Genomic DNA, 25,056 nt, shown 5'->3' on the forward strand with positions numbered 1-25,056 from the left:
ATGGCTCAAGACTTTCCCATGACGATTTTCAGCCATTGCCCGGATACGAAATGTGACAGTCTGGGAGGCCCCGTCAGGCGTCCGACAGAAGAGACAGGCGATGCAGAAACGGTGCATGGACGTGAACTGCGACGCATTGTCGCTTATTCTTGGCGACGTTCTACGGCTAATCGATGATCGCCGCGGCTGGAGAGAGGGCTGCAGTATGGGCAGCGCGGCGTGAAACGGTTGCGCGTGGGGGCGGTGAATGCGCACCTGATCGGGTTCCGTGGGACCGGTCGTGCGACGTCATCGGCTGGCGCCAGTCTTTCCGGACGGTACGCGGCGCAGCAACGCGGTTCGCGCTGAAACGGCCACAGGCCCTAGAGCAGCCATTATCGGGTAGCCATCTTTGGTAGAGAGGGAAACGGCCCAGGTCGAGATTCCCCGGATGACCCATCTTGAGGACAGAGGAAAAGCAACATGACCGATATTGCCAAGTTACTGGGCAAGGAAGCCGACAGCCTTCTCAGCTATACCTGTACGGGTTTCAAGAAAGAAGACCTGTATCTCCCGGGGCCCGATTTCGTCGACCGCGTATTCTCCGATACCGACCGCAGCCCGCACGTGATGCGTAACCTGCAGACGCTGTTCAATACTGGTCGTCTGGGTGGCACGGGCTATCTCAGCATCCTGCCGGTCGATCAGGGTATCGAGCATTCGGCTGGTGCCTCCTTCGCGCCCAACCCGATGTATTTCGATCCCAAGAACATCGTCGAACTGGCGCTGCAGGGCGGCTGCAACTGCGTCTGTTCCACCCTGGGCGTGCTCTCGTCCGTCGCGCGGCGCTACGCGCACAAGATCCCGATGATGCTCAAGCTCAACCACAACGAGAGCCTGACGCTGCCGGCGATGTACGAGCAGACCATGTTCGCGCAGATCGAGCAGGCTCACGACATGGGCTGCATCGCGGTCGGCGCCACGATCTACTTCGGTTCCGAAGATAGCCGTCGCCAGATCCAGGAAGTCAGCGAGGCGTTCGAGCGCGCGCACGAGCTGGGCATGGTCACCGTGCTGTGGTCGTACCTGCGCAACCCCGAGTTCAAGAAAGACGGCACCGATTACCACGTCTCTTCCGACCTCACCAGCCAGGCGGTGCATCTGGCGGCGACCATCAAGGCGGATATCGTCAAGCAGAAGCTGCCGGAGAACAATGGCGGCTACAAGGCGATCGGTTTCGGCCATACCCACGACAAGGTCTACAGCGAACTGACCAGCGATCATCCGGTCGATCTGGCCCGCTATCAGGTGGCCAACTCGTTCATGGGACGCGCCGGGCTGATCAACTCCGGCGGTGGCTCCAAGGGCCATTCCGACATGGGCGAAGCCGTGCGTACCGCCGTCATCAACAAACGTGCCGGCGGCATGGGTCTGATCTCCGGTCGCAAGGCGTTCCAGAAGCCGCTGAAGGAAGGTATCGAGCTGCTCAACGCCGTCCAGGATGTCTACCTCTCCAAGGACGTGACAATCGCCTGACAGACTCGTCGAACGTTAGACGTTCGCCAACCGTTGCAGAAGCCCGGCCATGGCCGGGCTTTTTTCGTCCCGTTATCAGCAAGTTGCCCAAGCCGAGCGGTTGCGACTTTGGTCGGGCGACTTAAGTTGAATTGTCTGACAAAGTCGCTTTCTCTACCGTGCAAGGCGTGTTCGATGATAACGCTATCATTTGGTTCCACCGGGGGCGGCGCATCGGGTTGCGCTTCGCATGTGGGACAACGGTATGAGGGAGACGCATCATGAAAGCGATTTTGGGTAAGACCTGTCTGGCCGTGCTGGCCAGTGCCGCCATTGGCGTATCGGCTTCCGCCCAGGCCGCCGACGACTGTCCGCTGCCGGGCAACCTGCGCGTCGTGATCGGTTCGACGTCGACCGGCGGCGATACCTATCAGGTGTCCAGCATGGTGGTCGACCAGTTGGCCGAGCAGCTCGACATCAACGCCAAGGTCGACGCCGTCGGTGTCATGCCCGGCTTCCAGGCGCTGGAGCGTAGCCGGCACGGCAACACGATCATGATCTTCCATGATGGCTCCTATCTGGGTCATCTCTACGGCGTGAACGGCTATCCCGACATCTTCAGCAAGTTCGTCGTCGGGCCGACCATCGCCATCAACCCGGGCAACGCTTACCTGGTACCGAAAAGCTCGCCCTATCAGTCGATGAGCGACATCATCGAAGCCGCCGGTGACGGCAAGCAGGTGAAGGTCGCCATCCAGCCGGGCGGTGTTTCCGAGATCGGCTTTACCGCGCTGAAGAACGCCGTGCGGATGCAGTATCCGGGCAAGGAGAGCAACATCGTTGCCGTCAACACCGGCTCCCAGGCGGACAAGAACCAGCTGCTGTTCGACGGGGCGGTGGATGTGATCAACGGTTCGGTCCAGGCCAACGAGCAGTACACCCAGCTGCCCGCCGACGACCAGAAGGCGATGCGCTTCGTCTGGATCACGGCTCGAGAGAAGACCATTGCCCAGACCAACGAAGAAGGCATGGGTGATACCACGCGCGAGCAGTTGCTGCAGTACGTGACGCCGAACGCCAGCGTGCCGATGGGCGAGGACCAGGACTTCACCTTCGATAAGGAATTCTTCCTGCTGTACAACAAGGACATGGATCCTGCCGCGATCGACTGCATCGACAGTGCCCTGGCCGACGTGTACGAGGGGGATGAGCTCCAGGAGCAGCTGAAGCGCTCGTTCTTCGTGCCCGACTACAAGCCGACCCAGGAAGCGGCCAGCTATCTGGAAGAGAAGAACGACGACTACAAGACCATCATCAGCGACCTGAAAGGCTGATCCTGCCGCGTGCCGGCCGGCGAACGTCGGCCGGCACGATTAGGTTGCACCACGGAGGCGGCCGGTGGCGCCCCGCGCACGTGCCGCTTTCCATGGAAAGCCAATGGCTGTCGCTGCTCGATGTCAGCATCGACTTCGACCAATCGCATCTCTTCTTTCCCCGTATCGTCACCTGGATCCTGGTCATCCTGCTGGCGATGATCGTGATCACCCGCTATCGGCTGCTGGTGCCCGGCCTGAAGCGTGCCGGCCGTGTACTGGCAGGGCGCGAGGGCGAGTTCGACCACAAGCGCTTCTTCGGCACGCTGGCGTTGACGACGGCTTACTTTTATCTGATGAGCGTGCTGAGCGACGTGTTCCCCAACACCGGCTACAGCTTCCTGATCATGTCGGTGCTGTTCGTGTTCCTGCTGTCGCTTCTGTACGTCGATCATCTGACGCGGCGGCTGTTCATCATTCTGGTGCTGAACGCGCTGATTGCCCCGACGCTGGCCTGGTATGTGCTGGCACAGCTGTTCCGCATCACCTTGCCCTGATCTTTTTGGCCTGACCATCGGAGACTCGTCTCATGGATATCCTGTCTCACCTCACGCCGATGTTCTTCGGGCTGATCGCCGCGGGAACCCTGATCGGTATCATCTTCGGCGCGATTCCCGGCATGACCGCCACCATGGCGGTGGCCGTCTGTCTGCCGCTGACCTATGCCTTCGGGCTCGAGAATGGCATCGCGCTGCTGCTGGGGCTTTACGTCGGCGGTATTTCGGGCGGGATGGTTCCCGCCGTGCTGATCAACATTCCCGGCACGCCCTCGTCGATCACCACCACCTTCGACGGCTATCCGATGGCCAAGCGGGGCGAGGGCGAGCGCGCGCTCAAGATCGGCATCGTCGCCTCGGTCTTCGGCGGGCTGTTCAGCGCCGCGGTGCTGTTCTTCTTCGCGCCGGTGCTGGCGGATTTCGCGATCAAGTTCTCCTACGTCGAGAAGTTCCTGATCATCCTGTTGGCATTGACCGTGATCGCCTCGCTTTGCTCCAACATGTTGATGGGTATCTTCAGCGGTGTACTGGGCGTCTGGCTCAGCCTGATCGGTACCTACTCGATCACGGAGGGGGGCAACGGTGAAACCCGTCTGATGTTCGATTTCATGGAGTATTACCTGATCGATGGCTTTTCGCTGCTGCCGGTGCTGATCGGTATCTTCGGGCTGACGACCGTGCTGCTGGACGCCGAGAAGGGTTTCAAGGACGAGACGGGTCAGGGGCCGATTTCGCTCAAGGGCGGTGCGAAGTTCAAGTTCAACGTATTCAAGGGCCAGTTGCTCAACCTGGTGCGCTCCTCGAGCATCGGCACCTTCGTGGGAATTCTGCCGGGCGTCGGTGGCAGCGCCGCTTCGGTGCTGGCCTACAGCCAGGAGAAGAACTTCTCGCGTGACTCTTCCCAGATGGGCAAGGGCGCGCCGCAGGGGATCGTCTCTTCGGAATCTTCCAACAATGCGTTGACCGGTGGCGCGCTGGTGCCGCTGCTCTCGCTGGGCATCCCCGGGGATTCCACCACCGCGATTCTGATCGGTGCCTTCACGCTGCAGGGCATTCAGGTCGGCCCGCTGTTCATCGGCAACAACATCGATACCTGGTATCTGATGATCATCGCCTTGCTGGCGGCCAACGTGCTGATGTTCGGCATCATGTACTTCGCAATCCGCCACATCGCCAAGGTGATCGAGGTGCCGAAGTACATTCTGTACCCGCTGATCATCATGATGTGCGTGGTCGGCGCCTACGCGATCAATTACGGCATCATGTTCGACGTCTGGACCCTGCTGATCTTCGGGATCTTCGGCTGGGTCGCCCATAAGATCGGCCTGGAAACGGTGCCGCTGATCATCGGCTTCATCCTGGGCAAGTCGGCGGAGGTCTACTTCGTGAAAAGCATCGAGTCCTACGGCAACCTGTCGATCTTCTTCACCAAGAGCCCGATCGCCATGTCCCTGTGGGTGCTGATCGCGGTCTCGCTGGCCTTCGCGATCTATCTGCGGGTACGCAACCGTCGGCAGGCGACCGTCGCAAGCTGAGCCAGACCTGCAACGCAAAAAAAGCCCACGCCATCGAGGATGGCGTGGGCTCTTTACGTCGGGATAGCGAACGATCAATCAGCGCTTAGCTTGCGCACCTGATTGAGGTTTTCCATCGTCGTCAGACACGCCTCGGCCGCTTCGCGCCCCTTGGTCAGGAAGTGCTGCCGGAAGAAGGTTGCATGCGCCTCGTGCTCGTGGAAGTGATGCGGCGTGAGCACGGCGGAGAGCACCGGCACTTCCTGCTCGACCTGCAGCGACATCAGCGCGTCGATCACCGCGGTGGAGACGAAGTCGTGGCGATAGATGCCGCCGTCGACGACGAACCCTGAGGCGACGATCGCGGCGTAACGGCCGCTCTTGGCCAGCAGTTTGGCCTGCAGCGGAATCTCGAATACGCCCGGGACGGTGAAGGTGTCGACCTGTTCCACGGCAAAGCCGCGTTCGGCGACCGCGTCGAGGAAGGCAGCGTGACAGTTGCCGACGATATCGCCGTGCCAGTCGGCGCGGATAAAGGCAATGCGTTGCGACAGCGTCTGGGAGGAGAGCTGCGGGGGGTAGGACTGATTCATGGTCGTTTCCTATTCAGATGACCGAGGTCACGTTAACCAGAATCAGGGCTGCGGGTCCGCTTGGGAATCACGGGAGGCAGTTGGCATGGGCGTGAAAACGGCGAAAATCACCGATAACCACGCGGGGCCGACCGAATCGTCGTCGCAAGGGGAACCGTTCTCTTTCATCCGGACTATGACCGTCGGCTTCGGAATTGCACCGAATCTGCTGACCCCGCCGCCGTAGACGCTGGCTAAATGTCTGCGCGATCGAATCGCTACGTTACGCGGTGCTCGAAAACTCGGCTAACAACTCGTTATGCCTCGTCTTCTGCGCGCCGGGTGCCTTGCGCTTCAATCTGCTCGTCGATTTATCCAGCGCCTCCGGGAAATTAGGCAGGCGCTCGCGGGCTTAGAGGCTGGCGTGTCTTTTCACGCCGCATCATTACCGCCGGTGGGGACTTTCACCCCGCCCTGAGAACCGACTGCGGCGAACCGCAATCCGCCGATAGTCTACGCCGTTCCTGGCCCGCGAGAAAGCCGGAGTCGAGGGCGCTTGTGGTATCGTGAGGCGGCCAAGCCGGGCCGGATTCGACCTTTCAGGATTCGATTTTCTCAAAACATGGAAGCGTGCATGAACGAGCGCAACGAAAACGCCGATATCGCCCTGATGACGGAAATTGCCACCCTCTATTACACCGAGGGGGAAACGCAGGAGGTCATCGCCAATCGGCTGGGGATCTCTCGCGTCAAGGCAGGGCGGTTGCTCAAGCGCGCGCAAGCCGAAGGGATCGTCGACGTTCGGGTGCGCCAGCACCCGGCGGTCAGCGCGGAAATCGAGCAGGCGCTCAAGCGGCGTTTCGGCATCAAGCGCGCATTGATTGCCCTCGATCACGCCGATGCCGACGTCCAGCGGGCCAACGTGGCCAGCCTGGTGGCCGACCATCTCTCGCGGCAGTTGAGCGACGGGGCGATCGTCGCCGTCGGCATGGGCCGCAACGTCGGCGCGGTGGCGGACAACGTCTTCGAGCAGGGCCAGCGCCAGTGTTCCTTCGTCTGCGCCATCGGGGGATCGGTGCGGGCCGGGGAGTACATGAACCCGGACCATATCTGTCGGCGCCTGGCGATCAAGTTCGGCGGTGACAGCGAGACGCTCTACGCCCCGGCCCTGGTGCAGAATCTCGAGCTGCGCGACGCGATGTATGAAAATCCGACCATTCGCCAGACGCTGGACCGCGCCCGGCGCGCTGATCTCGCCCTGATCGGCATCGGCGACCTCAGCGAGAACAGCAACATGGTGCGCATGGGCTGGTTCACGCCACAGGAGACCGCCGAGGCGCGGCTTTCCGGTACCGTCGGCGACATGATGGGTTACGACTTCATCGATATCTACGGCCGTCCGTCGCTGACGCCGATGCAGGGCCGCGTGATCGGCCTGACGATCACCGATCTGGCGCGGATCCCCGATGTCATCGCCATCGCCGCCGAGAACACCAAGGCGGCCGGCATTCTCGGGGCGCTGCGTACCGGCGTGATCGATACGCTGGCGACCAGCGTCACCAATGCGCACACGATTCTGCGCCTGGATGAAGCGACACGGGTCGATGACGAGCCTAATTAACGTCGCCAGTCCCTAACAAGTCGCAGCAAGCCAGGGCGATCGCACGTCGGTAATCGATCGCATTTGAAGGATTGCGTGTGAGCCGGTATAGCTGGGCATTTGGTCAGAGTTCCCTCATGCCCCAGTCCTCACACCCCATCATGGGTGTTTTCGTTGCCGTCACCGATCCCCGCCAGTCCAGCAAGGTTCATCATTCCTTGTCGGACGTGCTGACCATGGCGGCCTGCGGCATCCTGGTTGGCGCTGACACGTTCGAGGAGATCGAACTCTGGGCCAGGGGGAAGCTGTCCTGGCTGCGGCAGTACCTTACCTTGCCCAATGGGATTCCCTCGCACGATACCTTTGCGCGCCTCTTAGGGCTGATGAGCCCAGCAGAGTTCGAAGCTGCCTTCCGACACTGGGTCGAAAGCGTACTGCCTGGCGTCTCGCCGCAGGTGGTGGCGCTGGACGACAAGACCAGCCGGCGATCGGCCAAGGCCTGTGAAGGACAACCAGCCACAACTCAGGGAGGCCATGGAAGACTTCTTCGACACCTTCCTGTCGGAGCCACCCGAGAGAACGTCTCATCAGGTCAGTGAAATCGTCAACAAAGATCACGGGCGGCGGCGCTGCCATGTCTTTGAGGCGCGGGAATGCCCGACTCGCTGGCCAGACCTATATCCGTAGCCTGGCTCCCGATGCAGAGCGGTTGGCCAGGGCGGTGCGTCAGCTCTAGGGCATCGAGAACCGGATGCACTGGTGCCTGGATGTGGCCTTTGCCGATGACTAGATGCGAGCACGGATGGCCCACGCGGCGCATAACTTGGCCAACTTCAAGCGCCTGATGCTTAACCTGATTCGGCTGGATGCGGTGAAGCGCAAGGGCAGCTTCAAGACCCAGCGGATCATTGCGGCGACATCGGATGACTACCGCGCCCACCTACTCGGGATTGAATGAGAATGGATCGCTACGTGCGATCGCCTTGCGCAGCAAGCCGAGTGGATAAAGAGTCATTACTGTGGCTCGACTCCGGTCATCTCTGATTGCCAAGAAATACCTGCCCGAAGCCTAATAGGTGTCCGGCATCAGTAGACAGCTACAGCAGCTCATTATTGGCGCGAAGAGCATGGGAGAGCCGACACCGCGTTACGGCGGTGTCGGTGACAGCTAGTATAGGAAGAGGCTGTCGAGCCGTTGATAAGCTGGGATGTCAATGCGTCGGCATCGTGAAGTGGCTGGTCTCTTCGCGAATACCGCTGGGCCAGCGCTGGGTGATGGTCTTCATGCGCGTATAGAAGCGCACCCCGTCGCTGCCATGCATGTGCAGCGGACCGAACAGCGAACGCTTCCAGCCGCCGAAGCTATGGAAGGCCATGGGTACCGGGATCGGCACGTTGACGCCGACCATGCCCACCTGGATCTGCTCGCAGTACTGGCGTGCGGCATCGCCATCACGGGTGAATATCGCCGTACCGTTGCCGAACTCGTGAGCGTTGATCATCGACACGGCTTCGTCGAAGCTGCCTGCGCGGGCGATGGCCAGTACCGGCCCGAAGATTTCCTCGGCATGGATGCGCATGTCCGGCTTGACGTGATCGAACAGCGTGCCGCCGATGAAATAGCCGTTGCCGGCCTCCTTGACGACCGTCTCGCGGCCGTCGACGACCAGCTCGGCGCCTTCCTCGACACCGGTGGCGATATAGTCCTTGACCTTTTCCCGATGCTGGCAGGTAACCAGCGGGCCCATGTCGTTGTCCGGTCCATCGACCAGCCCGGGGCCGACGCGCAGGGTGTCGAGTTTGGCGATCAGTTTTTCGCGTAGGCGGCTGGCGGTTTCCTCGCCGACCGGCACGGCCACTGAAATCGCCATGCAGCGTTCACCCGCTGAACCGTAGGCCGCGCCCATCAGGGCGTCCACGGCCTGGTCGAGGTCGGCATCGGGCATGATCACCATGTGATTCTTGGCGCCGCCCAGGGCCTGGACACGCTTGCCATGGCTCGAGGCAGTGGCATAGATGTATTCAGCGATCGGTGTGGAACCGACGAAACTTACCGCCTGGACGCGCTGGTCGGTGAGCAGCACGTCGACGGCTTCTTTATCCCCGTTGACCACGTTGAACACGCCATCGGGCAGGCCGGCCTCGCTGAGCAGTTCGGCCAGGCGCATCGGTGTGGACGGGTCCTTCTCCGAGGGTTTCATGACGAAGGTGTTGCCACAGGCCAGAGCGATGGGGAACATCCACATCGGCACCATCGCCGGGAAGTTGAACGGCGAGATGCCGGCGCACACGCCCAACGGCTGCATCATCGAGAAGCTATCGACGCCGGTGCCAACGTTCATGGAGTGCTCGCCCTTCTGCAGGTGCGGGATGCCGCAGGCGAACTCGACGACTTCCAGGCCGCGTGTCAGCTCGCCCTTGGCATCCGAGAATACCTTGCCATGCTCGCTGGAAATCAGGCGTGCCAGTTCGTCGGCGTTGCGCTCGACCAGTTCCTTGAACTTGAACAGAATGCGTGAGCGCTTGAGCGGCGTCATTTTGGCCCATGCCGGGAAGGTGTCAGAGGCGACGCGTACCGCGTCTGTTGTTTCAGCAGCCGACGAGAGCGCTACCTGGAGCGACTGCTCACCGGTGGCGGGGTTGTAAACCGGTGCTGTACGGCCGCTTTGGCTGGCAACGGCTTGGCCGCCGATAAAATTACCCAATGTGTTCACGGTTCGTCTCCTTGTGACGTTAGCTAATTTGAAAAGGCGTTAAACGCTCTCACGCACGATGAGGTCGTCACGCTGAAGGAGTCCTTCCGACAGAGTAATACCGAGCCCCGGCTCGCTTCCGGCATGCAGCATGCCGTGCTTGACCTCGGGCAGGCCGTCGATCAAATCTCGATACCATGTCGCCATGCTGGCCCTGACCACCTCCTGATAGATAGCGGTCGGCGCGTGGAGTGCCAAGTGCATTCCAGCCACCAACGTGACAGGGCCGGTGCAGTCATGGGGAGCCAGGGGCTTGTTGAAAACCTCGGCGAGAGCGGCGATCTTGCGCGCTTCGCTCAAGCCCCCGCACCAGGCGACGTCCACCATCACGAAGTCGACGGCGCTGGCGCTGAGCATGTCCTTGTAGGAGGCCGCCCCCGCCAGGGTCTCGCTGCCGCACAGCGGCACATCGATTCGGCTTCGCAGCATCGCAAGCTCGAAGTTGTCGTCCATCTTGTGCAGCGGGTCCTCGACCCAGGCCACCCCGAACTCCTCCAGCCCGCGGCAGATGCTTTCCGCTGCCTGCCCGCCCCAGAGACTGTGCAGCTCGCACATCACGTCGATCCTGTCACCCACCGCCTTGCGCACCTTCTCGAAGGGCGCCAGCCCCGCCTTGAGATCCCCGCGGGAGATGCGGTGGCGGTTCTTGCTGGCGAAGACGTCGAAGGGCCAGATCTTCATCGCCTTGTAGCCTTCGTCGAGCAAGCCCGCTGCCAGCTCGCCGGCGTCGCGCATGAAGGCAATCTGATCGTCGTAGGGGCCGCTTGCCACGTCGTCCTTGCCGATGTCGCGGCGCTTGTTGCCCACGGCGCTGGAGTTGAAGTTGTAGCCTGCGCAGGTGTTGTAGACATCGACGGCGAGCCGCGAAGCGCCACCCAGCGCCTCGAAGACCGGCACACCGGCGCGCTTGCCCGCCAGGTCCCATAGGGCGATGTCGACGGCGCTGGCCGCACGAGTCTCGACGCCGGCGGCATTGAACCCTAGGTAGGGCTTGGAAAGATGGTTCGACAGCGCCTGGATGTGGCGGGCTTCCTGGCCGATCAAGTAGGCCGCGAACTCGTCATGGATCGTGGCTTCCACCGCGGAGGCGCTGCGAAAGCTTTCGCCCAGGCCAACCAGACCGTCATCGGTTTCGATCTGCACCCATATCAGGTTCGGGTACCGCTTCACTCGTGTCGTCTTGACGTTCTTTATCAAGGCCATGTCGCGCTCGCTTGTTGTTGGTCGGGGATCAATAGATGTCCGGCTCCGGCGTGGCACCTCCGAAGCCGCTTTCCAAGAAGTCAAAGTCGCAGCCTTCATGGGCCTGCTTGATGTGCTTCAAGTACATCCAGGTGTAACCGCGGCCATATCTCGGCGCCGGCGGTACGTGCGCGGCCTTGCGTCGCTCGAGGGTCTCGTCGTCGACGAGCATGTCCAGGCGACGGGCAGTCAGGTCGAGTCTGATCAGGTCGCCAGTCTCGAGCAGCGCCAACGGCCCGCCGACATGCGACTCTGGCGAGACGTGCAGTACGCAGGCACCGTAGGAGGTGCCCGACATGCGGGCATCGGAAAGCCTCAGGATGTCGCGACAACCTTGGTTGAGGAGTTTCTTGGGCACCGGCAGCATGCCCCACTCGGGCATGCCGGGACCGCCTTGGGGGCCGGCGTTACGCAGTACCAGCACATGATCCGGAGTGACGTCGAGCGCTTCGTCGTTGATCGCCTCAAGCATCGAGGGGTAGTCGTCGAACACCAGCGCCGGGCCGGTATGGTGAAGAAAGCGCGGGTCGCAGGACGCCGGCTTGATGATCGCCCCGTCGGGGGCGAGGTTGCCCTTGAGCACAGCCAACGACCCCTCATGGTAGACCGGGCGCTCGAGCGGACGAATCACGTCCTCGTGGTAGACCTTCGCATCCGCCAGCGCCTCGCCGAGCGTTCCCCCGGTGACATTGCCGGCCGCCAGGTCGAGCCGCCCGGCCAGCTGTTTCAGAAGCCCCTTCAAACCGCCGGCGTAGTAGAAGTCCTCCATCAGGTAGCGCTCGCCCACCGGGCGAACGTTGGCCAGGACCGGCACCTTGCGACTCAGCGTATCCAGGTCGTCGAGGGTGAGGTCCACCCCCGCCCGGCGGGCCAACGCGATCAGATGAATCACCGCATTGGTGGAACAGCCAAGCGCCATGGAAGCGATGGCCGCGTTCATGAACGCCGCTCTGGTCAGAAACGTCTCGGGCCGGCGATCCTCCCAGACTATCTCGACGGCAAGCCGCCCCACGGCGCTGGCCATTCGGATATGGTTGGTGTCCGCGGCGGGAATCGAGGAGGCCCCCGGCAGCGTCATTCCCAGCACGTCGGCGATGGCGGTCATCGTCGAGGCGGTACCCATGGTCATGCAGTGCCCGTAGGAGCGGGCGATGCCGGACTCCACCTCTCGCCACTCATCGATGCCGATCAGCCCCGCGCGGCGGTCGTCCCAATACTTCCAGGCATCGGCGCCGGAGCCCAGGGTCTCGCCGCGGTAGTTGCCGCGCAGCATCGGCCCGGCAGGCAGATAGACGAAGGGCAGACCCATCGAGATCGCGCCCATGGTGAGCCCTGGCGTAGTCTTGTCGCAGCCGCCCAGCAACACGGCGCCGTCCACCGGGTGCGAGCGCAGAAGCTCCTCAGTCTCCATGGCGAGCAGATTGCGGTAGAGCATCGTCGAAGGCTTGACGAAATTCTCCGACAGCGAGAGCGCCGGCAGCTCGATCGGGAAACCACCGGCCTGATGGATGCCCTTCTTGACCCAGGCCACACGCTCCTTGAAATGAGCGTGGCAAGGGTTGATGTCCGACCAGGTATTGAGGATCGCGATGACCGGCTTGCCTTCCCAGTCCTCGGGGTCGTAGCCCATCTGGCGCAGGCGCGAACGATGCCCGAACCCCTTCAGCGTATCGGGCGCGAACCAGCGCGCCGAGCGCAGTTCTGCGTAGGAAATAGCCATGACGTGCCCTTAGTTCGCGTGGGAGCGCTCGATGGCGCCGAAAAGTTCCTTGAAGCCGGTCACCAGCATCCAGGTATCCGCGCCAATGGCGACGTAGTCGAAGCCCGCGGTGAAATACGCGTTCGCTTTCGCCGCCCCATAGCCGAGAATGCCCGCCGCGATACCGGCATCGCGGATGCTCTTGAGGCCTTCCTCGATCAGTCGGGCGTGCTCGGCGTCCTCCTTGGCGCCCGCCTTGCCGAGCGAGGCCATCAGATCCCCCGGGCCGATGAAGATCGAATCGATCCCTTCCACCGCGGCGATCTCGGGGATATTGCGGATGGCCTCGGGAGATTCGACCTGCACGATGACGGTGAGCTCGTCGGCATAGGTGTTGAGATAGCGGCTGTCGGTGCCGTAGCCGTTGGCGCGCACGACGCCGGAAATGCCGCGTATGCCGCTGGGCGGGTAGCGCGTCCAGGAAACCACTTCCCGCGCCTGCTCGGCGGTCTCGATCATCGGGAACATCAGGTTGCGCGCGCCGATGTCCAGCAGGCGCTTGGTGATCACCGGGTCGCTGCAGGGCGGGCGAACGACGCACCGGGTCGCGTCGACGGCGGCGCGCAGCTGGCTCATCACCGTCATGGCCTCGTTGGGAGAGTGCTCCATGTCGATGAGCAGCCAGTCAGCCCCGCACAGCGACGCGATCTCCACCGAACTCTCGCAGCTCAGGCTCATCCAGAGACCCGACTGGGGGCGCCGCGCCTGAAGGTCCTGCTTGAAGGCATTGTGCATTGTCTACTCTCCACTACCGAGGGGTTGGGGGCTCTTCTTGCGAAACAGAAAGAACAGCAGAAGGACTGTTGCCGCCAGCAGCGCAAGGCTGATGGGCTGGGTGAAGAAGCGCGTCCAATCGTCGTTGAATACCGTCATGCCACGGCGCAGGTTGGACTCGGCGATGCCGCCGAGAATCAGCCCGAGGATCACCGGCGCGGTGCCGAAACCGAACACATTCAGCAAGAACCCGAGCGCGCCGAAGGCCAGCGCCAGATACATGTCGAAGGTATTGCCGGTCGCTGCATAGACGCCGAGCAGCGACAGCACCAGAATCGACGGCATGAGGTAAGCCTCCTTAACCCGCAGGATCTGGACGAAGAGCTTGATGCCGAACAGCTGGATCAGAAACATGAAGATATTGGCGAGCAAAAAGGCCACGAAGATCGAGTAGATCAACGCCCCGCTTTGCTCGAAGAGCATCGGCCCGGGTCGAATGCCCTGGATCGTCAGCCCCCCCATCAGCACGGCGGTGGCAACCTCGCCGGGAACGCCGAGCGTCAGCATGGGAATCAACGCGCCGCTGGCCATGGCATTGTTCGAGCTCTCCGTGGCGATCAAACCCTCGTCGTGGCCGGTACCGAACTTCTCCGGCGTCTTCGACATCCGCCGCGCCTGATCGTAGGAGAGAAACGAGGCAACGCTCCCCCCCGCTCCGGGAATGGCGCCCACCAGCGTGCCGATCAGCGTGCTCGAAGCGACCACTTTCCAGGCTCGTCTAAGCGTGCCCCAGGGCGGCCGGGCCGAGGTCAGCGCCTGCTTCTTGAGCGGCTCCTTCTTCTGGTAGATGCGCTCAAACACGTCGTGAAATACCTGGGAGATAGCGAACAGCCCGATCAAGGCCGGCAGCAGGTTTACGCCGGTGATCAGGGAGGGCTCGCCCATGGTGAAGCGCAAAACGCCAGTGATCGGATCCGACCCCACGGTGGAGAGAAAGATGCCGAGACACCCGGCGACCAATCCCTTGAGGATCGACTTCGTGGAAACGGCCGCGATGACCACCAGTCCGAGAATGGCGAGGGAAAAGAACTCCGCAGGGCCGAAGCGTAGCGCGAAGGTGGCGATCGGTGGCGCGAATAGAATCAGCAGCAGCGCCCCTAGCATACCACCCACGAAGGAGGATGCGATGGCCAGGCCCAGCGCGCGCCCGGCCTCGCCCCGGCGCGTCATGGGGAAACCATCCAGGGTGGAGGCGACCGAAGAGGGCGTGCCGGGCACGTTGAGCAGGATGGCGGGTACCGCGCCGCCCGCCACCGCGCCACAGAAGGCCCCCAGCAGCATGCCGATGCCGAGCTCCGGTGGAAAGCCGAAGGTCAACGGAATCAACAGGGCGATCGCCATGGTCGCGGTCAGCCCCGGCAAGGCCCCCATGACCAGCCCGAGGAACGTGCCGAATGCAATACCGAGAAGCACCTTGATATCGACCAGGATGCCCAGAGACGCAACGATATCTGACATGATCTATATCCGTTAAGGGAGCGTGACCTTGAACACGTAGCTGAACACCACGTAGGCGACGAGGGAAAAACCAGCGGCGAAAAGCAGCGAAGAGAGAAGGCTTGAAGGACTCCAGGCCGAACGCCCTTCAGCGTCGCCGACCAACATCGCCTTGTAGCCGGCGACAGTGACGAACAGAAACAGCGTGGTCACGACGATGAAGCCCATCGCCTCGCTGAAGACGACATAGCCCGTCGTCGTCACCATCAACAGGACGAAGTACGCCACCGCCTTGTAGCTCACTGCGGGCATCGACACATGGCGTTCCCGCAGCCAGAGCAGCACGTCCCGAACCAGCACGCACAGCGTGAGCACCAGGCCCAGCACCAGCGCCAGACGCGGGAAGAACGCAGGAGAGATTCCTGCTCCGCCGCCGGCGGGCAACTGGTTCGCCTGAAACAGCATGGCGCCCAGAAAGAGCACCAGTGCCGCATCGAAAAGCAGTCTGAACAGGTGGATCATGTCGTTCTCCCGCAAGCGTGGCCGGTGATCACTGACGCAGCTGTTGCGCCAGCGGCACCATGTTGGCGGCGGTGCGTTCGACAAACGCGTCGAGCTCGTCACCGTAAAGGGGCGCGACGTCGGCCCCGAGGTTGCTCATTACCTGTTGGAACTCCGGGTCATCCAGCGCCGTTTGCAGCGCATCGACCCACTGCTGGCGGATATCGTCATCGAGCCCGGAAGGAGCTGCGATACCCCGCCACTGCAGGGTAGTGACATCGAACCCTTGGTCGATGAAGGTAGGCACACCGCTGAGCAGCGCGCTCTCGCCGGTGGTGCCGAGCCCGGTCAGCTGACCGCTCTCGACGGCGGAGGCAACGGCGATGGGCGCCGTGACCACTGCATCGATATGTCCGCCCATGGCGGCGGCCAGCGCGTCGGCGTCGCCGCCGTAGGGCACCATCTGCGCCTCGATGCCAAGTCCTTCGACGATAGCGACCGCCATGATGTGTGCCGAGGAGCCGACGCCAGGGAAACCGATTCTTACAGGCGTGTCACTGGCAGCCACGTCATCGAGCCCTTGCCACCCAAGCTGCGGATTGGACGTCAATACGTAGGGCTCTGCGGTGACGCGAGCGATGTAATCAAAGTCGTCGTACTCGAAGGTGGCGTTGCCCATACCCTGCAGCGTGAAGATGGCGTTGTTGGGAATGGTAACGGTGAACCCATCCGCCCGGGCGGCCAGCACCTGGGTATACCCCACCACGCCCCCGCCGCCAGCAATGTTCTGAACGGTCACGCTGGTGTTCAGAATTTCCTCGAGGGGCTTTTGTAGCGCGCGGGCGAAGCTGTCGTTACCGCCGCCGGCGGAGTAAGGCACGACGATCTTGATCGTACGGTCGGACAGACTCTGCGCCATGGCGGCACTTGAAGAGAGGGCGCACACGAAAAGAGCGGAAGCACTCATTATTAGTTTAAGGTTGTTATATCGCACGTCGGCACCTTTATTGTTTGGGGAAGGGTCGTATCAACCAACATTGATATAGTAGCAACGAGTAAAAAATAGTAATAATATACTTTGGTTTATGCGATTAACGCTTGATTTAACTAGGAATATACAAATATAACTATCTAATAATTACTAATTTTTACAGGAAAAGCGATCATGGCCACATCAATGAAGGACTTCGCTATACAGCAGTTGAGGCGTTTCTTGAGCGAGCCCCAGTGGCGCAACGGCGGCAAGCTCCCCTCGGAACTGCAGCTTGCCAAGGAAATCGGCGTTTCGCGTCCGATCGTTCGCCAAGCGTTGGCCACGCTGCGAGACGAAGGGCTGCTTACCTCGAAAAGGGGGTCCGGGCACTACTTTCAGCCGCTCGACAAGACAGCTTCGAACATCTTTGGCAGCTCGCGCAGCATCAAGGGTGTTTCCGACTGCTTTCGCTTTCGGGAGGTCATCGAGTGCGCGGCGGCGGCGGAAGCCGCCCGCGTAGGCGACGAGGAGCACTTGGCGCATATCGAGGAGGCTGCCCAGGCGATGAAAGCTAGCTCGATCAACGAGCAGGAGGCGTTCGAAAGAGAGTTCGCCTTTCACTTGGCCATCGCGGAAGCGACGCGCAATCCCTACTTCCCGATGACGCTCGAACTGTTGAAACCACAGATACAGACCGGCTTCGAGATCGGCCGCTTTTTGCGCGATATCCCCATCCACACCACGGCAAGCCAAGTGGTGACCGAGCATATCGAGATTGTAGAGGCGATACGCAAAGCAGACGCCAGCCGAGCCGAGAAGCTGATGCGCAATCACTTGAAACGCGGTCGAGAGCGCTTCATGGGGTACGAAGACTGACGTCGAGGAGAAAGTCGTCATCGCCCCAGGCGTTGCCCGGCGCGATGACGCAGGAGGAAGGCTTAAAGCGTCGGCATGGTGAAGTGATTGGTCTCTTCACGGATGCCGCTGGGCCAGCGCTGGGTGATGGTCTTCATGCGCGTATAGAAGCGCACTCCGTCGCTGCCGTGCATGTGCAGCGGGCCGAACAGCGAGCGCTTCCAGCCACCGAAGCTATGGAAGGCCATGGGCACCGGGATCGGCACGTTGACGCCGACCATGCCCACCTGGATCTGTTCGCAATACTGGCGGGCGGCGTCACCGTCACGGGTGAAGATGGCGGTGCCGTTACCGAACTCGTGGTCGTTGATCATCGCCACGGCGTCGTCGAAGCTCGCCACTCGAGCAATGGCCAGCACCGGGCCGAAGATCTCCTCGCGGTGGATGCGCATGGACGGCGTGACACGGTCGAACAACGAGCCGCCGAGGAAGAAACCATCGCCAGCACCCTCGATTGTGGTGTTGCGGCCGTCGACCACCAGCTCGGCGCCCTCGTCCACGCCGGCCTGGATATAACCCTTGACCTTCTCCAGGTGCTCGTGGGTGATCAGCGGGCCCATGTCGTTGTCGGGGCCGTCGACCAGGCCGGGGCCGACACGTAGCGCCTCGAGCTTGTCGATCAGCTTCTCGCGCAGGCGGTTGGCGGTCTCTTCGCCCACCGGCACCGCCACCGAGATCGCCATGCAGCGCTCGCCGGCGGAGCCGTAGGCGGCCCCCATCAGCGCCCCGACGGCCTGGTCCAGGTCCGCGTCGGGCATGATCACCATGTGGTTCTTGGCGCCACCCAGGGCCTGGACGCGCTTGCCGTGGGCCGACGCCGTCGCGTAGATATACTCGGCGATGGGCGTGGAGCCAACGAAGCTGACCGCTTCGACCCGCTCGTCGGTGAGCAGCACGTCGACGGCCTCCTTGTCGCCGTTGACCACGTTGAAGACGCCGTCGGGCAGGCCGGCCTCGGTGAGCAGTTCGGCCAGGCGCATCGTCGTGGACGGGTCCTTTTCGGAGGGCTTCACCACGAAGGTGTTGCCGCAGGCCAGGGCGATGGGGAACATCCACATCGGCACCATGGCCGGAAAGTTGAACGGCGAAATACCGGCGCACACGCCCAGCGGCTGCATCATGGAATAGCTGTCGACGCCGGTGCCGACGTTCATCGAATGCTCGCCCTTCTGCAGGTGCGGGATGCCGCAGGCAAACTCCACCACCTCCAGGCCGCGGGTCACCTCGCCCTTGGCGTCGGAGAACACCTTGCCGTGCTCGCGGGTGATCAGCCGCGCCAGCTCATCCGTATGCTCCTCGACCAGCGCCTTGAATTTGAACAGGATGCGCGCTCGCTTGAGCGGCGACACTTTCGACCAGCCGGCGAACGCATTGTCTGCGACAGCGACTGCCTTGCGGGTTTCGTCGGCGGAGGCCAGGGCGACCTGCGCGCTCTGTTCTCCGGTGGCGGGGTTGTAGACCGGGGCGAAGCGCTCGCTGCGACCGGTCACGATCGTGCCGTTAAGATAGTGATCAATCTGGTTCATGCGTGTGCCTTCTGATTCGTGTGTGAGCGAAGGGAGAGAGATTGACATTCTCGATTACTCTACGACGGTGAAGCCCGCCTGCTCGGCCAGCAAACGCAGGTTGCGGTAACCCATGCGCGCGTAGGTCAGCGGATGGGCGACTTCCGGGTCCTGCTCGGCCTCGACCACCAGCCAGCCCTGATAGCCGGCTTCGCTGAGGTGCTTGAGCGTGGGCAGAAACTCGACGTTGCCGTCGCCGGGAACGGTGAACAGGCCGTCGAGCACGCCGTCGAGGAAGCTCTTGTCGCGATTGCGGACGTCCTCGAGCACCGGGAAGCGGATATCCTTGCAGTGCACGTGCTTGATGCGCGAGGCGTAGTGCTGGGCAATGACCAGCGGATCGCCACCGGCGCCCACCAGGTGACCCAGGTCGAGCAGCAGGCCCACCGAGTCGCGGGTGCTGTCCATCAGCCTTTCCACGTCGGCCTGGCTTTCCACCACCGTGCCGAGGTGGTGATGGTAGGCCATGTGCACGCCCTGTTCCCTGAGGTAATCGCCGACGATGTTGAGGCCTTCGGTGAGGCGCTGCCACTCGGCCTCGCTGAGATGGGGGCGCTGTGATAACGGGTAGGACTGATCGCCGTGCACACAATGCGTGACCTCGCAGAACACCATGACCTGGGCGCCGCACTGCTTGAGCAGATCCAGGTGATCCTTGACGGCCTCGATCTCCTCCTCGGGGCTGCGTTCCAGTAGTTGGCTGGAGTACCAGCCCGATACCAGCGAAAGGTCATGCTCACCGAGAACTTTGGAGAGGGCATCCGGTGTACGGGGAAACTTGTTGCCCAGCTCGAAGCCGGTAAAGCCGGCTTCCCGACCCTCGGTAAGACAGACGTCCAGAGGAGTGTCGGCGCCCAGACTGGGCATGTCGTCGTTGGTCCAGGTCAGTGGATTGATGCCGAGACGTACGCTCATGATCGTGCCCCCTTGCATGCCGTTGTCGTAGCGGCATGGCGTCGAAGTGAATGGCTTGGATTTGTTCATTGCCAGGCCGTTAGCGATGCTGACGGCTCTTGGCTTCCAGGTAGTGTCGGTAGGCTTGCTGCACCTGGGGCCGCTGGGAAACCTCCGGCACTGCCACGTCCCACCAGGCGCCGCCCTGTTCGGTGCTCGGCAGCGGGTCGGTGTCGAGGGCGATGACATAGGTCGAGTCAGCCGCGCGAGCACGCTCCAGGGCCGCCTCCAGTTCGGCAATGCCGGCGACCGATTCGGCCTGGCAGCCCAGCGAACGGGCATGCGCGGCGAAATCGATCTTGGGCGCCCCGTCGGGTACCGTGCGGCAATCCTCGAGCAGGTTGTTGAAGCCGGCGCCGCCGGTGGCGTGCTGCAGGCGGTTGATGCAGCCGAAACCGCGGTTGTCGAGCACTACCACGATCAGCTTGTGACCGAGCATCACCGAGGTGGCGAGTTCCGAGTTGTGCATCAGGTAGCTGCCGTCGCCGACCATCACGAGCACCTCGCGCTCAGGGCGGGCCATTTTCACGCCCAGCCCACCGGCGATCTCGTAACCCATGCACGAGAAGCCGTACTCGACGTGGTAACTGCCGGGCCCCGAGCATTGCCACAGCTTGTGCAATTCGCCGGGCAGGCCGCCGGCGGCACACACCACGGTACTGTCGGCGCCGGCCTGGCGATTGACCGCGCCGATCACCTCGGCGTCGCTGGGCAGTCGCTCGCCGCGGTCGGCCGTCACCGCTTCGACGATCTGCTGCCAGTCGCGCTTGAGACCGTCGGCGAGCTCACGCCAGTCCCCGGCGACTTGCCACTGAGCGAGCCCTTCGTCGAGGCGCTCGAGGCCGATCCGGGCATCGCAGGTCAGCGGCAGTGCGTCGTGCTTGTGGCTGTCGAAGCGACCTACATTGAGCGCGACCAGGACAAGCCCATCGCGCTCGAACAGGGCCCTTGAGCCGCTGGTGAAATCCTGCAAGCGGGTGCCGACGGCGAGGATCAGGTCAGCCTCCTCGGCCAGGCGGTTGGCGGCATGGCTGCCGGTAACGCCGATGGCGCCAACATTGCAGGGGTGGCGGTCGGACAGCGCGCCCTTGCCGGCCTGGGTCTCGGCGACCGGGATGCCGTACTGGCTGGCGAAGCGCCCCAGCGTGTCGCAGGCGTCGGCGTAATGCACGCCACCGCCGGCGATTATCAGTGGCTTGCGTGCGTGTTGCAGGGCGCTCAGCGCCGTGTCCAGCTCATGGAGATCCGGCTGCGGCCGGCGGATGCGATGCACGTGCGGGGCGAAGAACGACGCAGGATAGTCGTAGCCGAAGGTCTGCACGTCCTGCGGCAGCGACAGCGTCACCGGGCCGCAGTCCACCGGATCGAGCAGGGTGGCGATGGCCTGGGGCAGGCTGGCCAGCAGCTGCTCGGGGCGCATGATGCGATCGAAATAGCGCGATACCGGGCGGAAGCAGTCATTGACGGTGACGGTGGGGTCGCCGAAGTTCTCGAGCTGCTGCAGCACCGGGTCGGGAGCGCGCGAGGCGAAGGTGTCGCCGGGCAGCAGCAGGACCGGCAGGCGATTGGCATGGGCCAGTGCGGCGGCGGTGACCATATTGGCGGCGCCGGGGCCGATCGACGACGTCGCGGCCATCAGGCGGCGCCGGCCATTGGCCTTGGCGAAGGCGATCGCGGCATGCGCCATGGTCTGTTCGTTGTGCGCGCGCAGCGTCGGCAGTTCCTGGCGGGCATGGTAGAGCGCCTCGCCGAGGCCGGCGACGTTGCCGTGGCCGAAGATCGCGAACACGCCCTCGAAGAGCGGGAGCTCCTGCCCCTCGATCTCGATGCGCTGGGCGGCAAGATAGCGGACCAGCGCCTGGGCCATGGTCAGGCGAGTGGTATTCATGACAGGACTTCCTCGGCATTGGACTGGCTGGCGCGTAGGCGCTGCCACTCCTCGATCAGCTCGGCGTAGTTGCTAGCCACCTTGTCGACCAGCTGGGCATCGTCGAGGTCGCCGGCCAGCCACTCGCGGCTGGGGCCGGCGAACAGCGTGCGGCCCACGGTGAAGCCCTTGCACTGGCGGTGGCGTGCGGCGGCGGCAAATCCGCGCTTCATCTCCTCCATGGGCGCGTCCAGGCCCAGCAGCACCACGCCGCGGCAGTGCGGGTCCTGGGCGTCGATGATTTGGCTGACCGCTTGCCAGCCTGCATCGGTGAGGGTGGGCAGCTTCCACCAGTCGGGGCGGATGCCCAGGTTGTAGAGCCGCGCGAGGGCGCGGGCCAGCGTCCGGTCGTCGACCTCCGACGCCTCGGGGGGGATCACCTCGATCAGCAACTCAAGATCGTTGGCGCAGGCCGCCTGGTAGAGCTGACGCAGGCGGGCTTCCTGCTCGAGGCGCAGCGCCAGCGCATCGTCCGGGTGATAGAACACCAGGCACTTGATGATGTGCTCGCGTGGCCAGTGGCGCAGCTGGCTGCCCAAGTCGTCGCCATGCTGGAAGCGCAGCGGCCGCGAGCCGGGCAGCTCCACCGGCCGGCCGATCCACCACTGCTTGCCGGTGGCGTCGTTGAGGGCATCCTGGCCGAACACGTCGTCGACCAGAATCGCCGGCGTCTCCAGCCCCGTGCGCCGGGCTCCCTCCTCGGCGGCCCTGACCAACAACTGCTTGAGGGCGTGAATCCGCGCCGGGGCGGCCTTGACCTCGCGGGCCATGACGGTGAGCTGGCGGCGATGATCGAAGGCCAGGCCACAGACCTGCGGCCATTCGGCGGGTGAGCGGGTGGTAACTCGGTGCAGATGGTTGAGGTGCGCGTCGCGGTCGGGTCGTTTTACCGACTTGCGGCGGCCCAGGTAATTGAACAGTTCCTCCTCGGTGGGCATCGCCGGGGCGCAGCCGTGACGCGAGACCACCAGCGCGCCGCAGGCGTTGGCGTAGCTGGCGCTGGTGACCCAGTCCGCACCGCGCAGCCAGCCGCGCATCAGGCCGCTCATGAAGGCGTCGCCGGCACCCAGCACGTTGAGGACTTCGACCTTGACGCCTTCGACCAGGATGCCGTCCTTGATACGTCCGGGAATGTCACCTTCGAAGATCACGCAGCCCAGCGCGCCGAGCTTGCAGACCAGGGTCGCCGCGCTGACCTCGCGCACGGCGCGCAGCGCGGCCAGCGTATCGGTGCTGCCGCCGGCGATGTGGAACTCCTCCTCGGTGCCGACGATCAGGTCGAAATCGCCCAGCCAGGCTTGCAGGTCGGTGGTCACCTTGGCGTCGGCGACGAAGCGGGTCTCGCCATCGCCGGGGGTGGTCAGCCCCCACAGCACTGGCCGGTAGTCGATATCAAGCACACGCTTGACGCCGTGCGTGGCGGCGGCGTCGAGCGCCTTGCGACAGGCACGACGGGTGGTATCGGTGGACAGGTGGGTGCCGGTAATGGCCAGCGCCTGAGCGCGGGCGAAGAAGGCCGGGTCGATGGCATCGGCATCGATGGCCATGTCGGCGCAATCACGGCGGTAGAACAGTAGCGGGAAGCTGTCGCGATCCTTTAGCGCCAGCAGTGCCAGACCGGTATGCCGTTCGGGATCGGTCTGCAGGGCGCTGGTGTCGACCCCGGCGCGTTCGAGTTCCTCGCGCACGAAGTTGCCCATCTGTTCGCTGCCGACCCTGGATAGCATGGCGGACTTGAGCCCCAGCCGCGCGGTGCCGTAAGCCATGTTGCCGGAACTGCCGCCCAGGTACTTGGCGAAGCTCGAGACATCCTCCAGGCGGCTACCGAGTTGTTCCGAGTAAAGGTCCACCGCGACACGGCCGAGGCAGATCAGATCCAGAGAGCGCGGATCCTTGGATGGTTCGAGCATGGTGATTCCTTACGTCGCTTGTCGTTGGTCTGACGCCCGTGTCGGTCAGGGCAGACACGCTATAGTTTGTTGTTGCAGGTGATCGGATAGCTGCCGAGTGGGCCAGTTTTCGTGGAGCGCCCGCTCTAGCAGCTGTTGCTGTGTGTCCGGCGCCATGCCACCGCGTGGTGGGCTATTGTCGAGGTTGGCCGGGAAGGCGTAGCCCTCGGCGACGGCGGCGATGAACGCGCGAACGCACACCGACAAGCCTTCGCGGGCGAAGCGCTCACGAAGAGCGGGGTAGCTGGCCTGGATCAGCCTCTGGCGATCGACCGACTCCATGGCGCGACCGAATGCCGAAGAAACCTGTAGCAGATTGGCCATGCGGCGTCGGTCCTGGCTGCGGTTGGCGCCGGCTGCATGGAAGAGCGCCGGGTTGAAGAACACGCCATCGCCCTTGGCGAGCGGTAGCTGGACATGTTGTTCGGCGAACACTGCCTGAAAGGCCGGGTCGCGCCAGGCCAGGTAGCCCTGCCGATAGGTCTGGGAGTAGGGGAGCAGTTGGGTCGGTCCGCTTTCCACGGGCATGTCGCTGTGAGCGATGGCGCCCTGCAGCGTCAGCAGCTGAGAGGCCACCTGCATCGTCAGCGGGAACCGTTCAACGCTCTCGCTGGGCTGGAAACCGAGGTGATAGTCACGGTGGGGGCTCTGCGCCTGACCGCCGGGATTGACCACGTTGACCTGCGAGGTGACCTGATAGCCGGGGCCCAGCCAGGCCTCGCAGACCAGCGCCAGCAACGGGTTGGCGTAGTAGTCGACGAAGCCGCTCGGGTCCTCCAGGCCATGCTTCTGGAAGGCGTTCCAGATGCGGTCATTGCTACCCGGCGGCGCGAAGTGATCACCGTGAGCGCCACTGGACTTCTCCGCTTCTATGATCGCGACGAAGCTGTCGCTGGCGGCATCGACGGCAGGATCATCGCCATACATGCCCTGAATGACCAGTACGCCCGGGCCCTCGAGCAGGCAATGGTGCCACTCGTCGCAGAGCCGGCGGGCCCCCGACGCGTGCTGGCTCACGTCAAGCACGGTCGCGGCCGCATAGATGGGCACCTTGGACTGGATCTGAGTCGCCTCGGGATAGCCCGCTGCCGGCGTCTGCTGCTCGCATAGCGCCGCGAAAGCCTCCACGTCCAGGCTGCCGGGCGTGGCGAAGTGACGCGATGCGAACAAGGTCTCGCTCATGAGTGCCTTCCTCTGAAGTAGGGCCATCGTCGAGGACGACCGGCCATTTAGGGGGTAGCCGCTGCCGGCTTTGTC

At 63.2% G+C, this 25,056-nt stretch carries 19 protein-coding genes and 1 pseudogene; 7 read left to right on the forward strand and 13 right to left on the reverse strand.

The genetic code is table 11. The annotated features are described in order from the left end of the window. Positions 1–462 precede the first annotated feature (462 nt). From R3F72_RS08855 to R3F72_RS08870, 4 genes are all read left to right on the forward strand, one after another. Positions 463–1,515, forward strand: coding sequence for a class I fructose-bisphosphate aldolase (locus R3F72_RS08855; protein WP_087720179.1), 1,053 nt, complete (start codon positions 463–465; stop codon positions 1,513–1,515). A 260-nt stretch (positions 1,516–1,775) separates the two neighbouring features. Beyond that, the gene (locus tag R3F72_RS08860) at positions 1,776–2,828 is read left to right on the forward strand and encodes an ABC transporter substrate-binding protein (RefSeq protein WP_332779464.1); all 1,053 of its coding nucleotides are present in this window, start codon (positions 1,776–1,778) and stop codon (positions 2,826–2,828) included. Between the two features lie 92 nt (positions 2,829–2,920). Continuing rightward, positions 2,921–3,364 carry a tripartite tricarboxylate transporter TctB family protein gene (locus tag R3F72_RS08865; protein WP_087720181.1) on the forward strand — a complete coding sequence of 148 codons (444 nt, stop codon included), beginning with the start codon at positions 2,921–2,923 and terminating at the stop codon, positions 3,362–3,364. A gap of 32 nt (positions 3,365–3,396) precedes the next feature. Further along, on the forward strand, positions 3,397–4,899 hold the full coding sequence (locus R3F72_RS08870; protein ID WP_332779465.1) for a tripartite tricarboxylate transporter permease: 1,503 nt from the start codon (positions 3,397–3,399) through the stop codon (positions 4,897–4,899). Between the two features lie 74 nt (positions 4,900–4,973). Here the strand turns inward: R3F72_RS08870 and R3F72_RS08875 are convergent, their stop codons facing one another. Next, positions 4,974–5,471 (reverse strand): 6,7-dimethyl-8-ribityllumazine synthase, encoded by a 498-nt coding sequence (locus R3F72_RS08875; protein ID WP_332779466.1) that lies wholly within the window; start codon positions 5,469–5,471, stop codon positions 4,974–4,976. Between the two features lie 613 nt (positions 5,472–6,084). Here R3F72_RS08875 and R3F72_RS08880 point away from each other — a divergent pair. Beyond that, entirely contained in the window at positions 6,085–7,071 is a 987-nt protein-coding gene (locus tag R3F72_RS08880; protein WP_087720184.1) for a sugar-binding transcriptional regulator, read from the forward strand. 140 nt (positions 7,072–7,211) lie between these two features. Next, a pseudogene (locus R3F72_RS08885) lies at positions 7,212–8,008 on the forward strand (ISAs1 family transposase). Between the two features lie 253 nt (positions 8,009–8,261). Here the strand turns inward: R3F72_RS08885 and R3F72_RS08890 are convergent. Genes R3F72_RS08890 through R3F72_RS08920 form a run of 7 tightly spaced genes read right to left on the reverse strand, consistent with a single transcriptional unit; the run spans position 8,262 to position 16,435 of the window. Beyond that, entirely contained in the window at positions 8,262–9,764 is a 1,503-nt protein-coding gene (locus tag R3F72_RS08890; RefSeq protein WP_332779467.1) for a CoA-acylating methylmalonate-semialdehyde dehydrogenase, read from the reverse strand. Between the two features lie 39 nt (positions 9,765–9,803). After that, complete coding sequence (locus tag R3F72_RS08895) at positions 9,804–11,006, reverse strand: mandelate racemase/muconate lactonizing enzyme family protein (RefSeq protein ID WP_332779468.1); 1,203 nt, start codon at positions 11,004–11,006, stop codon at positions 9,804–9,806. Positions 11,007–11,034: 28 nt separating this feature from the next. Then, a complete protein-coding gene (araD, locus tag R3F72_RS08900) occupies positions 11,035–12,765 on the reverse strand; it encodes an L-arabinonate dehydratase (protein ID WP_332779469.1) in 1,731 nt (576 codons plus the stop codon). A gap of 9 nt (positions 12,766–12,774) precedes the next feature. Then, entirely contained in the window at positions 12,775–13,539 is a 765-nt protein-coding gene (locus tag R3F72_RS08905; RefSeq protein WP_332779470.1) for an HpcH/HpaI aldolase family protein, read from the reverse strand. Positions 13,540–13,542: 3 nt separating this feature from the next. Further along, the gene (locus R3F72_RS08910) at positions 13,543–15,036 is read right to left on the reverse strand and encodes a tripartite tricarboxylate transporter permease (RefSeq protein WP_332779471.1); all 1,494 of its coding nucleotides are present in this window, start codon (positions 15,034–15,036) and stop codon (positions 13,543–13,545) included. Between the two features lie 12 nt (positions 15,037–15,048). Beyond that, positions 15,049–15,537 carry a tripartite tricarboxylate transporter TctB family protein gene (locus R3F72_RS08915; protein WP_332779472.1) on the reverse strand — a complete coding sequence of 163 codons (489 nt, stop codon included), beginning with the start codon at positions 15,535–15,537 and terminating at the stop codon, positions 15,049–15,051. 28 nt (positions 15,538–15,565) lie between these two features. Beyond that, on the reverse strand, positions 15,566–16,435 hold the full coding sequence (locus R3F72_RS08920; protein WP_332779473.1) for a tripartite tricarboxylate transporter substrate binding protein: 870 nt from the start codon (positions 16,433–16,435) through the stop codon (positions 15,566–15,568). Between the two features lie 246 nt (positions 16,436–16,681). Here R3F72_RS08920 and R3F72_RS08925 point away from each other — a divergent pair, with 246 nt between their 5' ends. Next, the gene (locus R3F72_RS08925; protein ID WP_332779474.1) at positions 16,682–17,365 is read left to right on the forward strand and encodes a FadR/GntR family transcriptional regulator; all 684 of its coding nucleotides are present in this window, start codon (positions 16,682–16,684) and stop codon (positions 17,363–17,365) included. 62 nt (positions 17,366–17,427) lie between these two features. Here the strand turns inward: R3F72_RS08925 and R3F72_RS08930 are convergent, their stop codons facing one another. The 5 genes from R3F72_RS08930 to R3F72_RS08950 form a co-directional block, all read right to left on the reverse strand. Continuing rightward, on the reverse strand, positions 17,428–18,930 hold the full coding sequence (locus tag R3F72_RS08930) for a CoA-acylating methylmalonate-semialdehyde dehydrogenase (RefSeq protein WP_332779475.1): 1,503 nt from the start codon (positions 18,928–18,930) through the stop codon (positions 17,428–17,430). Positions 18,931–18,984: 54 nt separating this feature from the next. Next, positions 18,985–19,884: a myo-inosose-2 dehydratase gene (gene iolE / locus R3F72_RS08935; protein ID WP_040244949.1), complete on the reverse strand. Its 900-nt coding sequence runs from the start codon at positions 19,882–19,884 to the stop codon at positions 18,985–18,987. 79 nt (positions 19,885–19,963) lie between these two features. Beyond that, positions 19,964–21,811, reverse strand: a complete 1,848-nt coding sequence (gene iolD / locus R3F72_RS08940) for a 3D-(3,5/4)-trihydroxycyclohexane-1,2-dione acylhydrolase (decyclizing) (RefSeq protein ID WP_040244645.1) — start codon at positions 21,809–21,811, stop codon at positions 19,964–19,966. Continuing rightward, complete coding sequence (locus R3F72_RS08945) at positions 21,808–23,760, reverse strand: bifunctional 5-dehydro-2-deoxygluconokinase/5-dehydro-2-deoxyphosphogluconate aldolase (protein ID WP_040244643.1); 1,953 nt, start codon at positions 23,758–23,760, stop codon at positions 21,808–21,810. Before R3F72_RS08945 ends, iolD begins: the two co-directional genes overlap by 4 nt. A gap of 45 nt (positions 23,761–23,805) precedes the next feature. Continuing rightward, positions 23,806–24,981: a phytanoyl-CoA dioxygenase family protein gene (locus tag R3F72_RS08950; protein ID WP_332779476.1), complete on the reverse strand. Its 1,176-nt coding sequence runs from the start codon at positions 24,979–24,981 to the stop codon at positions 23,806–23,808. Positions 24,982–25,056: the final 75 nt, after the last annotated feature.

The organism is Salinicola sp. 4072, assembly GCF_036663415.1.
In the GTDB taxonomy this organism is placed as follows: Bacteria; Pseudomonadota; Gammaproteobacteria; order Pseudomonadales; family Halomonadaceae; genus Salinicola; species Salinicola salarius_A.